Annotated in this window: 15 protein-coding genes; all 15 read left to right on the plus strand. The window is 55.7% G+C overall.

Features of this window, described 5'->3' with window-relative positions:
- The first annotated feature begins 20 nt into the window (after positions 1-20).
- The 15 genes from ACAW74_RS24900 to ACAW74_RS24970 all read left to right on the plus strand — a co-directional run bounded on the left by ACAW74_RS24900 (position 21) and on the right by ACAW74_RS24970 (position 13,895).
- Positions 21-845: an amidohydrolase family protein gene (locus ACAW74_RS24900; RefSeq protein ID WP_370701098.1), complete on the plus strand. Its 825-nt coding sequence runs from the start codon at positions 21-23 to the stop codon at positions 843-845.
- A 124-nt stretch (positions 846-969) separates the two neighbouring features.
- Positions 970-1,752: an L-fucose dehydrogenase gene (locus ACAW74_RS24905; protein ID WP_370700974.1), complete on the plus strand. Its 783-nt coding sequence runs from the start codon at positions 970-972 to the stop codon at positions 1,750-1,752.
- 102 nt (positions 1,753-1,854) lie between these two features.
- Entirely contained in the window at positions 1,855-3,129 is a 1,275-nt protein-coding gene (gene fucP / locus ACAW74_RS24910; protein WP_370700975.1) for an L-fucose:H+ symporter permease, read from the plus strand.
- Positions 3,130-3,224: 95 nt separating this feature from the next.
- The gene (locus ACAW74_RS24915; RefSeq protein WP_370700976.1) at positions 3,225-3,551 is read left to right on the plus strand and encodes an L-rhamnose mutarotase; all 327 of its coding nucleotides are present in this window, start codon (positions 3,225-3,227) and stop codon (positions 3,549-3,551) included.
- 77 nt (positions 3,552-3,628) lie between these two features.
- Positions 3,629-4,375 carry a (Fe-S)-binding protein gene (locus tag ACAW74_RS24920; protein WP_370700977.1) on the plus strand — a complete coding sequence of 249 codons (747 nt, stop codon included), beginning with the start codon at positions 3,629-3,631 and terminating at the stop codon, positions 4,373-4,375.
- Positions 4,376-4,453: 78 nt separating this feature from the next.
- Complete coding sequence (locus ACAW74_RS24925; protein ID WP_370700978.1) at positions 4,454-4,921, plus strand: hypothetical protein; 468 nt, start codon at positions 4,454-4,456, stop codon at positions 4,919-4,921.
- A complete protein-coding gene (locus ACAW74_RS24930; RefSeq protein ID WP_370700979.1) occupies positions 4,918-5,118 on the plus strand; it encodes a helix-turn-helix transcriptional regulator in 201 nt (66 codons plus the stop codon). The genes ACAW74_RS24925 and ACAW74_RS24930 overlap by 4 nt, the downstream gene beginning before the upstream one ends.
- A 2-nt stretch (positions 5,119-5,120) precedes the next feature.
- Positions 5,121-5,717, plus strand: a complete 597-nt coding sequence (locus tag ACAW74_RS24935) for an ATPase (protein ID WP_370700980.1) — start codon at positions 5,121-5,123, stop codon at positions 5,715-5,717.
- Positions 5,692-5,844: a hypothetical protein gene (locus tag ACAW74_RS24940; protein ID WP_370700981.1), complete on the plus strand. Its 153-nt coding sequence runs from the start codon at positions 5,692-5,694 to the stop codon at positions 5,842-5,844. Before ACAW74_RS24935 ends, ACAW74_RS24940 begins: the two co-directional genes overlap by 26 nt.
- A gap of 35 nt (positions 5,845-5,879) precedes the next feature.
- Positions 5,880-7,247, plus strand: a complete 1,368-nt coding sequence (locus tag ACAW74_RS24945) for a lactate utilization protein B (protein ID WP_370700982.1) — start codon at positions 5,880-5,882, stop codon at positions 7,245-7,247.
- A gap of 17 nt (positions 7,248-7,264) precedes the next feature.
- The gene (locus tag ACAW74_RS24950) at positions 7,265-7,855 is read left to right on the plus strand and encodes a LutC/YkgG family protein (protein WP_370700983.1); all 591 of its coding nucleotides are present in this window, start codon (positions 7,265-7,267) and stop codon (positions 7,853-7,855) included.
- Between the two features lie 131 nt (positions 7,856-7,986).
- The gene (locus ACAW74_RS24955; RefSeq protein WP_370700984.1) at positions 7,987-8,535 is read left to right on the plus strand and encodes a GNAT family N-acetyltransferase; all 549 of its coding nucleotides are present in this window, start codon (positions 7,987-7,989) and stop codon (positions 8,533-8,535) included.
- Positions 8,536-8,677: 142 nt separating this feature from the next.
- Complete coding sequence (gene cmk, locus ACAW74_RS24960) at positions 8,678-9,409, plus strand: (d)CMP kinase (protein WP_370700985.1); 732 nt, start codon at positions 8,678-8,680, stop codon at positions 9,407-9,409.
- Positions 9,406-10,512, plus strand: coding sequence for an NAD(P)/FAD-dependent oxidoreductase (locus ACAW74_RS24965; protein ID WP_370700986.1), 1,107 nt, complete (start codon positions 9,406-9,408; stop codon positions 10,510-10,512). Before cmk ends, ACAW74_RS24965 begins: the two co-directional genes overlap by 4 nt.
- A gap of 101 nt (positions 10,513-10,613) precedes the next feature.
- Positions 10,614-13,895 (plus strand): hypothetical protein, encoded by a 3,282-nt coding sequence (locus ACAW74_RS24970; protein ID WP_370700987.1) that lies wholly within the window; start codon positions 10,614-10,616, stop codon positions 13,893-13,895.
- Positions 13,896-14,150 lie beyond the last annotated feature (255 nt).

Here is a 14,150-nt window from a genome sequence, read left to right on the forward strand (position 1 = left end):
GTGCATTGTACATTTTTTATCTGATGATCGACGCACACCAACATTTCTGGCTATACAATCCTGAGCGCGACAGCTGGATTACCGACGAGATGGCGACCATCCGTCGCGATTTTCTGCCGGCTGATCTGGAACCCGTGCTCCGCGCTAACGGCATCGACGGCTGCGTGGCCGTGCAGGCCAGCCAATCCGACGACGAAACGCTCTTTCTGCTTGGGCTGGCTCAGGCTTACGAGATAGTTCGGGGCGTGGTAGGCTGGGTCGATTTGCAGGCCGATACCCTCTACGACAAGCTGGAATCGTATTCGCAGTTCGAAGAGATCAAAGGATTCCGGCATGTAGCGCAGGCCGAGCCCGACGATTTTCTGATGCGCCCCGAGGTGATCAAAGGCATCAAACAACTGGCGGCTTTCGACTTTACGTACGACATCCTGATCTACCCGACACAACTGAAAGCCGCCCTGCATCTGGTGCGGGCCGCGCCCGATGTGAAGTTCGTGATCGATCACCTGGCTAAACCGTACATCAAAAGTAAAGAGATAAACCGGTGGTCGAACTGGATGGCCGAGATCGCCAAACAGCCCAACGTGTCGTGCAAAGTGTCGGGCATGGTCACCGAGGCCGACTGGCAGCACTGGAGCAAGGCCGACTTTTTCCCCTATCTCGATGTGGTGTTCGACCACTTCGGGCCCGACCGGTTGCTGTTCGGCTCCGACTGGCCCGTGTGCCTCACCGCCGCCGATTACACACAGGTCAAAACCCTTGTCGAAGACTACGTGCAGCCTTGGGGCGACGAGGTTCGGGCGAAGGTATTTGGCCAGAATGCAATATCGTTTTACGGATTATAACTGAATTACGGAATGCCGGAAATCAACGCCGATAAGCTGGCTCGGTTCACATAAAATCACCCTGTTGATCCGTCCGCGAAAATCTCTGAAATCCAGTCATCCGCGTTCCAATCATTTCTCAACCATGAATCTGAACCTACAGGATAAAATCATCATCGTAACGGGCGGTGCCAAAGGAATTGGCGAAGGCATCAGCCGCGTATTGGCCGCTGAAGGGGCCGTTGTTGTCATCGTGGGCCGGGCCGAGGCTGATAATCAGGCGGCTGTGGCGCAGATCGAACAGGCGGGCGGTCGGGCTGTTGGTATCGTAGCCGAACTGACGCAACCCGACGACTGCCGCCGGGCTGTGGAGGAAACTCTGGCGCAGTTTGGCCGCATCGACGGGCTAGTCAACAACGCGGGCGTTAACGATGGCGTGAGTCTGGAAAACGGTGATTACGAGTCGTTTATCGCCTCGTTACACAAAAATCTGGTGCATTATTACCTGATGGCCCATCACGCTCTGCCCGCTCTGAAAGCCAGCAAAGGCAGCATCGTGAATATCGGCTCGAAGGTGGCCGAAACAGGGCAGGGCAATACCTCGGCCTACGCAGCGGCCAACGGCGGGCGTAACGCCCTAACCCGCGAATGGGCCGTCGAACTACTGCCCTACAGCATTCGGGTCAATTGCCTGGTGGTGGCTGAATCATGGACGCCGCTCTATGCCAAATGGATCAAAACGCTGCCGAATCCGGAGGAAACGCTGGCAAAGATTACGGCCAAAATTCCGCTCGAACACCGCATGACCACCACCGAAGAAATTGCCAACATGGTGGCTTTTCTGCTCTCCGACCGTTCGAGCCACACCACTGGCCAACTGATCCACGTCGACGGTGGCTACACGCACCTGGACCGCGCTATTTCTTAAGTGATAAGCGGTAAACGATGCGTGGTGAGTTATGGGAAGATTTTCGACCCAACTGCACTACGCATTGCTTTGCCGCTTATCGTTCAAAAAGCCCTTCTCCCTATGACCTCTCCAACCCCTACTTCGTCTACCGCAGCGGCACCGGCGCAGCGCTATACAATGGCGTTTGCGCTCGTAACCAGCCTGTTTTTTCTGTGGGCTTTTGTGCACAATCTGGAGCCCATCCTGATTCCGCACCTTAAAAAAGCCTGTCAGCTCTCCGATCTGCAATCGGCCATGATCGATTCGTCGGTGTATCTGGCTTATTTTCTGATGGCCATACCGGCGGGGGTGGTCATGAAACGGTTTGGCTACAAACAGGGTATCCTGGTGGGCCTCAGCCTGTATGCGATCGGGGCGCTGCTGTTCTGGCCCGCCGCCAGCACCCGGCTATATGCCCTGTTTCTGGGGGCGTTGTTTATTATCGCGGCGGGGTGTGCTTTTCTGGAAACGGCGGCTAACCCCTATGTAACGCTGCTTGGCCCCCCGGAGTCGGCCACAACCCGGCTTAATCTTAGCCAGTCGTTCAACGGGCTCGGGGCTTTTCTGGCGCCGCTACTGGGGGGGAAGCTGATCCTGAGCGGGATCGAACACTCGTCTGCCGAATTGAACGCCATGTCGCCCGCCGCGCTCGACGCCTACCTCCAGTTTGAAGCCGACTCGGTTAAGATACCCTACCTCGTCATTGCCATCGTGGTGCTGCTCGTGCTGGCTATGGTGGCCTTCACCAAACTGCCCGACGTGCGCTCGGCGGTAGGGGAGCGGGTATCGTCGTTGCGTACGGCCCTGCAACACCCCCAACTGACGGGCGGCATCATCGCCCAGTTTTTCTACGTGGGGGCACAAGTCTGCGTGACAAGTTTCTTTATTCGGTTTGCCAAATTCACCAGCAACGTACCTGAGCGACAGGCGGCTGAGTGGCTCAGCTATGCATTGCTGGGTTTCCTGATCGGCCGTTTCGTGGGTACGTTCCTGACGCGCTACGTACCTGCTGGTCGGCTGCTGGCTATTTATTCGCTCATCAGCCTGCTGTTGCTGGCGGTTGCCGTCACGGCCAAATCGGATATGGCGGTCTGGGCCGTTTTTGCCGTGCCCTTTTTCGAGTCGATCATGTTCCCGACCATCTTTGCGCTAGGTATCAACCGCCTCACCGACGACCGCGAACTGGGTGCCTCGCTGCTGGTGATGGCCATTGCCGGTGGTGCCTTCTTCCCCCTGCTGATGGGCTGGATCTCCGATCAAAGCAACATTCAGGTCGCCTACGCCGTACCCATGCTGTGCTTCCTCGTCGTCGCCTGGTACGGCTGGCGAGGGCACAAGGTTAGTATAGAAGGATAGTTTCGGGTTTAACGTTGGCGGACGCTTGAGTGAGCTTGCGCCAGCCAACGTTAAACTTTAAACTCGAAACTGAAAACACCAAACTCGAAACTCCCATGCGCCATTGCCTTGCTCTTGATTTAAAAAATGACCCCGATCTGATTGCCGAATACGAACGCTATCACGAAGCCGTCTGGCCCGACATTCTGCAAAGCCTGCGCGATGCGGGTATCGTCGATATGGAGATTTATCGGGTCGAAAATCGCTTGTTTCTGATTGCCGAAGGCGACGAAACGTTTTCCCTCGAACGGAAGGGACAGATGGATGCCGCCAACCCACGCGTGCAGGAGTGGGAAACGTTGATGTGGGGGTATCAGGAGGCCCTGCCCACCGCCGCGCCCGGCCAGAAATGGGTACCGGCCAAACTGGTATTCAAGCTCTAAAAACGCCCGGTCTGGGACTCTGTGGGAACCTGCTTCGGTGGTCAGTGGCTACCTTTGTGGCCGTCAATTGAAAACCTATGAACGTCGGTCTTTTCATTCCGTGCTACGTCGATCAGTTTTATCCGCAGGTGGGGATCGCATCGTTGCAACTGCTTCAGAAGCTGGGCGTGTCGGTAACGTACCCAGCCCAGCAAACCTGTTGCGGACAGCCGATGGCCAATGCGGGCTGCGAACGCGACTCGGTAGGGGTCTATGAGCATTTCGTGAATACCTTCGCCGGCTTCGACTACATCGTGGCGCCGTCGGCCAGTTGTGTTTATCATGTCCGTAAGCATTTCGATATTATCGACCAGACACCGGCCGTTCAGCACGTGCGCGAACGTACCTACGACCTTGTGCAGTTCCTGACCGAGGTGCTAAAGGTTAAGCAGATCGAAGCACATTTTCCGCATCGGGTCGGGCTGCATCTGAGTTGCCACGGACAGCGTGGTCTCCGTATGGCCACCGATTCCGAACTGACACCCGTTCGGGATGGGCAGATGCGCCGCCTGCTGACCGGCGTGGATGGCCTCGAACTGGTTGACCTCGACCGCTACGACGAATGCTGCGGGTTTGGGGGGCTCTTCTGTGTGTCGGAAGCGGCGGTATCGGCCCGGATGGGGCAGGACCGCGTGGCCGATCACGTGCGCAACGGGGCCGAAGTCATCACGGGCGGCGACGTCTCGTGCCTGATGCACCTGGAAGGTATCGTACGCAGAAAGAACCTGCCCATTCGCGTGTTGCACATCGCCGAGATTCTGAATTCGGGAGTGGCGACCATCTAGAAAAAGATTGTAAAGTTTGTTTGACAATATGACTTGTTTGCTTTACGTTTGATGTGTAAAACAAACTTTACATTGGTCATGCAATCGACTCTATTATTACCGCACCGCTACCAACTGGTTGGTTGGTTGATTTTTATTCCCGCTCTAGTGCTGGGCCTGACGATTTACGCAAGCGACTACTCGGCTAGCTGGCTGACAGTCGACGTACCCAACGCATGGTTACCGGAGGAATACCGGTTGGCAAACGCGGCGGTGCATCGCCTGAACCTGACCAACACCGTTGGGATTCTCGTTTTGCTCGTCGGGCTGGGCCTGATCGCCTTCTCGCGCGAGGCGATCGAAGATGAGATGATTGCCCGGCTAAGGCTGGAGTCGCTTCAGTGGAGCCTGCTGGTCAACTATGTCCTGCTGGCGATAGCGACCTTGCTGGTTTATGGTTTCAGTTACAACGATGTGTTAATCTTCAACATGTTTACGCCCCTGCTGGTATTCATCTTACGATTTAGGTGGTTATTGCGCCGGCATAGCAACCTGCTGGCGTTATGAAAAACCGATTGAAGGTTGAGCGGGCAGAGCAGAACCTGTCGCAGGCCGAACTGGCCGAACGAATTGGGGTGAGCCGACAGACGATCAATTCCATTGAGAGTGGCCGGTACGTACCGTCGACGGTATTGGCGCTCAAGCTGGCACAGGTATTTCAGAAACCCGTTGACCAGTTGTTTATGCTCGACGAGACAGATTAATTATGCCCAATCTGTACATCATTGCCGGACCAAACGGAGCGGGTAAAACCACCGCTGCTTACACGCTGCTGCCAGAGGTGATGCAAATCAATGAATTTGTCAATGCAGACGAGATTGCGCGTGGAATTTCACCGTTTAATGTTGACGGCGTCGCCTTTGAAGCAGGGCGGCTGATGTTGCAACGTATTGATTATTTGATGGAAAAAGGTGAAGACTTTGCCTTTGAAACGACACTAGCTACCCGGTCTTATGTGCAGTTGATTAAACGAGCACAGCGGCAAGGTTATGTAGTTAGTTTGTATTATTTCTGGCTTCCCTCTGCAGTTGTTTCGAAGGAACGGGTGGCCTTTCGGGTTGCCCGAGGTGGTCACAATATACCGGCTGATGTTATTGAAAGACGTTATAGTCGAAGCATCTTAAACCTACGAAACTTATATGTTTCTGTTTGTGATTATTTCACTGTCATTGATAACGGCACAGTGACCCCGCAACTGGTTGCTGTAGGAAAATTACAAAGTGAGGTTGAGGTGTATAATGAACAAGTCTGGAAAAGAATTCTGGCGTATGGTAACGATGAAGCCCAAACCAATCCCGACTAAAGAAGCTGTGTTGGCAGGTGTACAACGGGCCGTAGACAAAGTAATAGAGCAGGCTAACTTAACCGATCAGGAACTGGTTATCGTGCGCGATGGCAAACCTGTACGAGTAAAAGCGCGCGACCTCTAACAGTAATTCCAAAACGGTAAACGTCAAACGTACCTATGAGCCACCCTAAAGCCGCCGAGAAGTTCACCGCCGACGTCGATCGTACCACCTGGCACGATGGAGCGCTGTGGTTTGTGCGGCAGAAGCGCGACCGCGCCACCTACGCCATTCAGGAGTGGGAGCAACTGCGCGAACTGGCCTCGCAGATCAAGATGCACACCCTCAGCCGGCTCGATACGTACCTGGAGCAGTTTGAGCGGCAGGCGCAGGCCAACGGCATCGTGGTACACTGGGCCGCCGATGCCGCCGAACACAACCAGATCGTGCTTGAGATTCTGCAACGGCACAAGGCCACGCGCATTGTGAAAAGCAAGTCGATGCTGACCGAAGAATGCCACCTGAACCCGTATCTGGAGCGCAACGGCATCGAGGTCGTTGATACGGATCTGGGCGAGCGCATTATCCAGTTTGAGCACGTACCGCCCAGCCACATTGTGATGCCTGCCATCCACCTCAAAAAAGAGGATGTGGGCGACATCTTCCACCGCCATTTGGGCACCCCCGCAGGCGCATCTGACCCGCAGTTTCTGGCCGAAACCGCGCGGCAACACCTGCGCGGCAAGTTTGTGGAGGCGCAGGTAGGCCTGTCGGGTGTCAATTTTGCCGTTGCCGAAACGGGTGGTTTTGTGGTGTGTACCAACGAGGGTAATGCCGATCTGGGCGTTACGCTGGCCCCGGTGCATATCGCCAGCATGGGCATCGAAAAGCTCATTCCCCGCCTGGGCGACCTGAGCGTGTTTACCCGGCTGTTGGCTCGGTCGGCCACGGGGCAACCCAGCACGGTTTACACCAGCCACTTTCATAAACCCCGCCCCGGTCAGGAACTGCACATTGTGCTGGTCGACAATGGCCGCACCACGCAGCTAAGCCGCCCCGATTTCCGGGCATCGCTGAAGTGCATCCGCTGCGGGGCCTGCATGAACACCTGCCCGGTCTACCGGCGCAGCGGGGGCCACAGTTACGACTTCACCATTCCCGGCCCTATCGGGGCCATTCTGTCGCCCAACATCGACGTGCGCAAACACGCGTCACTGCCGTTTGCCAGTACCCTCTGCGGCTCCTGCTCCGATGTGTGCCCCGTCAAAATCGACATCCATGTTCAACTGTATAAGTGGCGGCAGATCATTGGGCAGGAAGGGGCGATGCCCGCAGGCAAGCGGCTCGGCATGCGCGGACTGGCGCAAGTGCTGGCCCGGCCCAAGCTCTATGCCCGCCTGGGCAAAGTAGCCCGCCGGATGCTGTCGATCACGCCCCATGCCCTTACGCACAATGGATCGCTCAACCCCTGGGCCATCGCCCGCGAGTTGCCCGCGCCGCCTAAACAGAGCTTCCGGGAATGGATGGAAACCCAGACAAACAAGTAGCCTGCCTACCCCAAAAGATGCCCACCACCTTGTCGAAATCAGCCATTCTCGACCGTATCCGGCAGCACCGCTTCGACGGACCGGCATTACCCAACGTACCCACGTTTACCGACGGCCTGCCCGACGCCCTGACGCGCTTTCAGGACGTGCTGGCTTTTGTGGGTGGCCGCTCAACGGTGCTGGAACCCGGTCAGACCGTCGAAAGCGTTATACAGGCGGCCTATGCCGATCAGGAGCGCGTGGCGGCGTCGGTGCCGCTGACTGGTATCGATACCGTGCCGATCGGGGAGGAGACGCCCGTAGCCGAGCTCGACCGCGTCGATCTGGCGGTGCTGGAAGGCGTATTTGGCGTAGCCGAAAACGGGGCTGTCTGGTTGCCCGAAGCCAATATGCTGCACCGGGCACTGCCCTTCATCACCCAACACCTGGTGCTGCTACTCGACCGAACGGCGCTGGTACAGACCATGCACGAAGCCTACGCCCGTATCGATCGGGCCACGCTCAGTTACGGGGTGTTCATTGCGGGGCCATCCAAAACGGCCGATATTGAGCAGTCGCTCGTGATTGGGGCCCACGGTGCGCGAAGCCTGACGGTAATTTTCCGATAACATTGGTGAGAAGGGGCGGTTAAAAAACTTGATCTTGTCCGTTTCGTACCCGTTCTTGACCTACCTGACCGGCACTCTGTGGGCTTTGACGGGTGACGACCGGGCCACCTTCGTTTAAACTTCGCTACCTGTTGACTTACTTTCAATTAAACACTTGTCTGCTTCGTCCCTGGCGCGAAGGCGATGAGGAAGCCCTTTCCCGCCACGCCAGCAACCGTAACATCTGGAATTGGGTGCGCGATTTTTTTCCGTATCCCTACACCGTGCGCGATGCGACCTCCTGGGTACGTTCCAACAAGACCTTGCAGCTACCCAACAACCTGGCTATCGAAATTGACGGCGAGGCGGTGGGCAACGTGGGCTACACCGTCCGCGATGATTTGTACCGTTACAACGCCGAAATCGGTTACTGGCTTTCCGAGGCCTACTGGGGCCGGGGGGTCATTTCCGAAGTGCTACCCGTGATGGTGGAATACATCTTCCGCAATTCGCAGGTAAACCGCATTTACGCCTGTGTGTTGGATGGCAACGTCGGGTCGATGCGGGTGCTGGAACGGGCGCATTTCCGGCACGAGGCCGTGCTGCTGAAAGGGGCCATCAAAAACAATAAATACCTCGATGAGCACATCTACGCCATTTTGCGTGATGAGTTCAATGCGCAACAAAACCAGCGTGCTTGAAAACTTAGTTTGCCCGTTGCCGTTTGCTAATAGGGGTTGGTAGTCAGGGTAGTACCGGTAAAGCTGCAAAGCCAGCCGTCAAACTAATTCCAATTCCGCCCCGTGAGTGGTTTCTTTGCGGAAAAATTCAGGACCAGGGTTCATGTCGAAGATCATCATTGCCATAGACGGGTATTCGAGTTGCGGAAAAAGCACCACCGCCAAAGCCGTAGCTGCCCGGATGGGCTACGCCTACATCGATACCGGAGCCATGTACCGGGCCGTCAGCTTGTATTTTCACCAGAACCACGTCACTTACTCCAATCCGAAAGAGGTGGCCGCTGCCCTCGAAAAACTGCACGTATCGTTCAATTTTAACGAAAAAACGGGGCGTAACGAAACCTGTCTCAACGGCCTGAACGTAGAGGAGGAAATCCGGAAAATGTACATTTCCAATATGGTGAGCGAAGTGAGCACCATCGTGGAAGTACGCCGTGCCATGGTCGCTCAACAGCAACGAATGGGCCGCAAACGTGGTGTGGTGATGGATGGCCGCGACATTGGCACGAAGGTATTCCCCGACGCCGAAGTAAAGGTGTTCATGACCGCCGATACGTTTATCCGGGCCAAACGGCGGCAGGTTGAACTGCTTGAAAAGGGCGAACTCGTCAACCTCGACGATATCGTGCGCAACCTCGAAAAGCGTGACCATATCGACAGCACCCGCGCCGAAAGCCCCCTCACGCAGGCCGTCGACGCCACGCTGCTCGATACATCGTTTATGATGATCGACGAGCAGGTCGAGTGGGTAATCGAACTGGCCGACCGGCGCATTGCCGAACTGCACCGCAAAGGGCATTTTGCTGCCAACAAAACGGCCTCACGCCAGGCATGAGTACCAGCGTTTCGCACAATCGTCCGGCGGCCGATGTGTTGATTGTTGGGCAGGGAATAGCCGGGTCGGTATTGGCATTAACCTTATTGCAACGCGGGCTCCGTGTGCAGGTCGTTTCGTCGGCCTCGGTGCCGTCGGCCTCATTGGTGGCGGCGGGGATTGTGAACCCTCTCACGGGTCGAAAACTGGTTAAAACCTGGCTGGCCGACCAACTCTTTCCGTACTTGCACCAGTTCTATTCGGCTGCCGACCAGCGGTTGTCGGGCGGTCGCTCAGGTACGTCGTTTTTTACGCCGCTTGATGTGTACCGGCCTTACCGCGATGTGGCCGAGCAAATTGCCTACGAACGGGCCGTCGCCGATCCTGAACTCGCCAGGTACGTGACCACTCACCCTGACAACGCTCAGTATAGTGCGGTGGTCAGTAATCCGTTTGGCGGTTTGCAGGTGACGGGGGCGGGCTGGGTCGATCTGCCTCGTTTTATCGCCGCAGTGCGCGACTGGCTCACGGCGCAGGGGCTTTTTCAAGTCGCCGACGTATCGGCTTCCGCGCTACAGATTCAGCCCGATGGGATCACGTACAACGGGCAGGTTTTCAGGTACGTTATCTTTTGTGAAGGCCCTCATGGCGAAACTAATTCGTTTTTCAATTGGTTGCCCTACAGCCTGGTGAAAGGGGAGTTGCTCACCGCCGAAGTCGACACGTACCCAGTCACCAATATCATCAATCAGGGCGTGTTTGTGTTGCCGCTCCCCGCCGAATCCGGCCGGGCACGACTCCGGATCGGGGCGACCTACGCGTGGGATAAGCTGGACTGGCAAACAACCGAGGCAGGCCGGTCGTTTCTAGAAACGAAAGCCCGTCAGTTACTGACCATCCCGTTTCGGGTGGTCGATCAGCAGGCGGGTATCCGGCCCTCGACCAAAGACCGTCGGCCGTTTGTGGGCTGGCATCCGACCCACCCGGCCATAGGAATTTTTGGCGGAATGGGTACCAAAGGCGTGTCGCTGGCACCCTATCTGGCCCATAACCTGGCAAACCACCTGACCGTGGGCGAAGAAATTGAGCCGGCCGTACAGATTACTCGGTTTCAAGCGTTATAATGTAGCTTAAAAAAGAGTTGTCGGTTTTACATGTCTAGGAACAGCCAACCGGCGTCCGTACATGCGCAACTGGCTCAATTTCTTCTCGTTCTACTCGGTATATGCGTCAGTTTTATAGAATCGGGTTGCTGGGAATGGTCCTGGGAATGGCCCTGATCATCCCGGCGGTAGCCCAGAATTATCCGTCACTCGAACAGTTCGGCAAAAACCGGATTCAGTACCGCACGTTTACGTGGCAGACTGTGCGGACGTCGAACTTCGAAATTTATTATTACGAGGATGGCGAACAGATCGCCAACCTTGCGGCGCAGTATGCCGAGTCTGATTTCGACCGGATTACCGAGCTGCTGGGCTACACGCCGTACAACCGGATCAAAATTTTTCTCTACAACTCCCCGCAGGAACTAGCGCAGAGCAACATCGGCGTAACCACGCTGGGCGAACTGAGCCGTCGCGAACTCGACCTTTCGAAGTCGCGGGTGGAGCTGGCATTTACGGGCGATCAGGTGAGTTTCCGGAAAGAGCTGATCCGCGACGTAACCATGCTGTTCGTCTACGACATGCTCTACGGTGGTAGCCTGAAAGATGCCCTCCAAAGCTCCCTGCTGCTGACACTCCCCGACTGGTTTATGCCCGGTATGGCGGCCTACGTGTCGGAAGGATGGAGCACCGAACTCGACGACTACATGCGCGATGCGTCGGTGAATAATCCGATTCGCAAACCGTCAATAACCAGTGGTATCGAAGCTGAGCGCGTGGGACAGTCGATCTGGAACTACGTGGGGCAAAAGTATGGCCGCGACAATATTTCGAATATCCTGAACCTGACGCGCATCATTCGCAACGAGCAGAGCAGCATTCAGAGCACATTGGGCGTTCCGTATAATCGATTTCTGCGCGAGTGGCGCGAGTATTATGCCGGGCAGGCCGGGCCGTTCGCTGCTGCTTTCAAAACTAACAATGATGATTTTCGGATTAAGCTGACGTCGACCACCAAAGCGCCAGTACAGCTGAACAGTCTGAAACTGAGCCTTGATAAGGCCTTTATTGCCTACACTACGGTGCGCGATGGCCGCTACAATGTGGAGGTGGTCAACACAGAAACCAAAAAGAGCCTGTCGCTACTTTCGGGCGGCTACCGGCTCGATGGGTTGAGCTATCGGCCCAACACGCCGTTGGTAGCCTGGCAGCGCGACAACCGACTGGCTGTGCTGGTTGAAGAGCAGGGCGATCCCTACCTATATATATATAGCCTGGAAAAACGCCCGAAACTGGTGCTGAAGCAGGCCATCAACGGGCTGTCGCAGGTAACCAGCATGGATGCCTCTGCCGATGGCGGTAGCCTGATCATGAGCGCCGTCCGGAAAGGGCAAAGCGACCTGTTTCTGTACAGCATCAACCGAAACAATTACCAGCAATTGACCAACGATCTGTACGACGATCTGCAACCCCGCTTTGTGGGACGTACCCGGCAGATCGTGTTCTCATCGAACCGGCAGCAGGATACGCTGAACGTCGACAAGGGCAGCTACAAAACGATCCGCGATCAATTCAGCCTGTTTAGTATTGATGGAACGCCCCGTGTTACATCGGTACGTCGGCTGACCGACTCCGTTGGCCGGGCTACTTCGCCGGTAGCCAGTACGGAAAATACGGTCTACTATCTGTCTGAATCCAGCGGTATCCGCAATTTGTACAAGCACCTGGTAGAAGAAGGTACCGAGACGGCGGTCACGGCGCTGCCTACGAGTATCCGGCTGTTCGATTACCTGCCCGCCAATGGTGGGTTTGTATACAGCAGCATTCAGGATGGCGATCAGTACATTGGCTATCGGGCCAAACTAACCGAAGCCGGTGGCGGGCTGCCAACGACCCAACGGGCAACCAGCATGGGGCTGCGACGCGCGGTAGCCGTCAGACCCACAGCCGTTACGGCCACGTCTGTTACAGACACAACCGGCGTAGCCCGGCGCGATACGGCTACCCGCACGGCACCCGTAGCCCAAACAGTGGCATCCGCTCAAAATCGGATGGCATTGGCGCCCGGTGAGGTCGATACTGATTTTTATGAATTTGATCCTGATGTACTGAAAGCTGCTGAGTTTCGGCAACGACGAGCTGCCACGACGTTCAGTGGCGGAAACCCGTCGGGTGGCTTAACAACGCCGCTCCCTCGCAGCCGCCGCCGGGAAAACGTGACCGTGCGCGGTCCGTTCCCCTATAACGGGCTGTTTGTGATGAACGATGCCAGTTCCGATTTCCGGATCGATCCCATCCGGGGCTTTGGGTACGTTCAGCGGGTAGCGCTCAACGATCTGCTCGAAAACCATATCGTAAAAGCGGGTCTGTTCATTACCACGTCGTTGCGTAACAGCGATCTCTGGCTGGAATATATGAACCAGAAACACCGGATCGACTATGGTATTCGCGTAGACCGGCAAACGCTGTTCAACGATTTTAACAGCAGCATCGATCAGGGGCAACGGTATCGCTACAACCGCGTGTCGCTGACGGCCTCGTACCCGATTTCGGTGAATACGCGCTTCTCGGTGTCGCCGTTCTATACCGTTACGCGCCGCATCGACCTGTCGGCCCTGGGTGAGCCCGATCTGGTACGCGATTATGCCGGAGCACGGGCCGAGGTGGTATTCGACAACACCAAGATCAATGGCATGAACATGATTGAGGGTACGCGTATGAAATTTCGCTACGAAAACTATGGTAGCCTACAAGGGAATAGTTTGTCGTTTAACCGGATTTCGGCGGATATCCGTCGGTACCAGCGCCTGCACCGTGACCTGATTCTGGCCATGCGTTTATCCTACGGTCAATCGGGGGGCGCCAGTCCGAAACAGAGTGCGCTGGGTGGCATGGAAAACTGGATTGGACAGGCGCAATCACAGCGTGAACCAGGCGCCCGCAATCCTCTGCTGCTCGATCAGAACCAGAATATACAGGACCTGTTCTTTATGGACTTTGTAGCGCCGTTGCGTGGTTTCCGGCAGGGCAAACTCATCGGGAACAGCCACCTGCTCTTCAACGCCGAGTTGCGCTTCCCGCTGATCCGCTATCTGTATCGGGGCAATATTACGTCCAACTTCCTGCGTAACTTCCAGGTGGTCGGCTTCTCGGACATTGGTGCCGCCTGGACAGGTACTGAAGGGCCGTTCAGTCGTAATAATAGTCTGAATACGGTCGAGGAAAACCGGCCGCCTTTCCACTATACCGTCACGAACTTTAAAAATCCGTTCCTGATTGGCTATGGTGTCGGCGCGCGCACGATGCTGTTTGGCTACTACGTCAAAGCCGATTATGCCTGGGGCATCGAAAACCGCGTTACGAACCCACCGATCTTTTATTTGACGCTGGGGTATGATTTTTAACTGGACACTTTATAGTTAGAATTGCCTCGTATATGCCCCGGACAGCCTTGTCCGGGGTTTTTTATTGTCTGTATTGGCTGGCAAATAATCGCATAAGACACCACTTGTAACCTTGCATTGGCATAGTTTTCTTTTGAATGAAGAACACCCAATATCACTTAGGAGGGTAATTTATTGGCTATGATATATATATGTGACGGGTATCATTATTAAGCTTTTATACTCATTAACAGGCGTGTTGCCTCCCCGTTACCT

It is taken from the genome of Fibrella musci (genome assembly GCF_041321105.1).
GTDB lineage: Bacteria > Bacteroidota > Bacteroidia > Cytophagales > Spirosomataceae > Fibrella > Fibrella musci.

Excerpts from the sequence above, each read along its gene's own strand:
- ACAW74_RS24905 (WP_370700974.1), top strand. The coding sequence starts at position 970 with ATGAATCTGAACCTACAGGATAAAATCATCATCGTAACGGGCGGTGCC.
- fucP (WP_370700975.1), top strand. The coding sequence starts at position 1,855 with ATGACCTCTCCAACCCCTACTTCGTCTACCGCAGCGGCACCGGCGCAG.
- ACAW74_RS24915 (WP_370700976.1), top strand. The coding sequence starts at position 3,225 with ATGCGCCATTGCCTTGCTCTTGATTTAAAAAATGACCCCGATCTGATT.
- ACAW74_RS24920 (WP_370700977.1), top strand. The coding sequence starts at position 3,629 with ATGAACGTCGGTCTTTTCATTCCGTGCTACGTCGATCAGTTTTATCCG.
- ACAW74_RS24925 (WP_370700978.1), top strand. The coding sequence starts at position 4,454 with ATGCAATCGACTCTATTATTACCGCACCGCTACCAACTGGTTGGTTGG.
- ACAW74_RS24930 (WP_370700979.1), top strand. The coding sequence starts at position 4,918 with ATGAAAAACCGATTGAAGGTTGAGCGGGCAGAGCAGAACCTGTCGCAG.
- ACAW74_RS24935 (WP_370700980.1), top strand. The coding sequence starts at position 5,121 with ATGCCCAATCTGTACATCATTGCCGGACCAAACGGAGCGGGTAAAACC.
- ACAW74_RS24940 (WP_370700981.1), top strand. The coding sequence starts at position 5,692 with ATGAAGCCCAAACCAATCCCGACTAAAGAAGCTGTGTTGGCAGGTGTA.
- ACAW74_RS24945 (WP_370700982.1), top strand. The coding sequence starts at position 5,880 with ATGAGCCACCCTAAAGCCGCCGAGAAGTTCACCGCCGACGTCGATCGT.
- ACAW74_RS24950 (WP_370700983.1), top strand. The coding sequence starts at position 7,265 with ATGCCCACCACCTTGTCGAAATCAGCCATTCTCGACCGTATCCGGCAG.
- cmk (WP_370700985.1), top strand. The coding sequence starts at position 8,678 with ATGTCGAAGATCATCATTGCCATAGACGGGTATTCGAGTTGCGGAAAA.
- ACAW74_RS24965 (WP_370700986.1), top strand. The coding sequence starts at position 9,406 with ATGAGTACCAGCGTTTCGCACAATCGTCCGGCGGCCGATGTGTTGATT.
- ACAW74_RS24970 (WP_370700987.1), top strand. The coding sequence starts at position 10,614 with ATGCGTCAGTTTTATAGAATCGGGTTGCTGGGAATGGTCCTGGGAATG.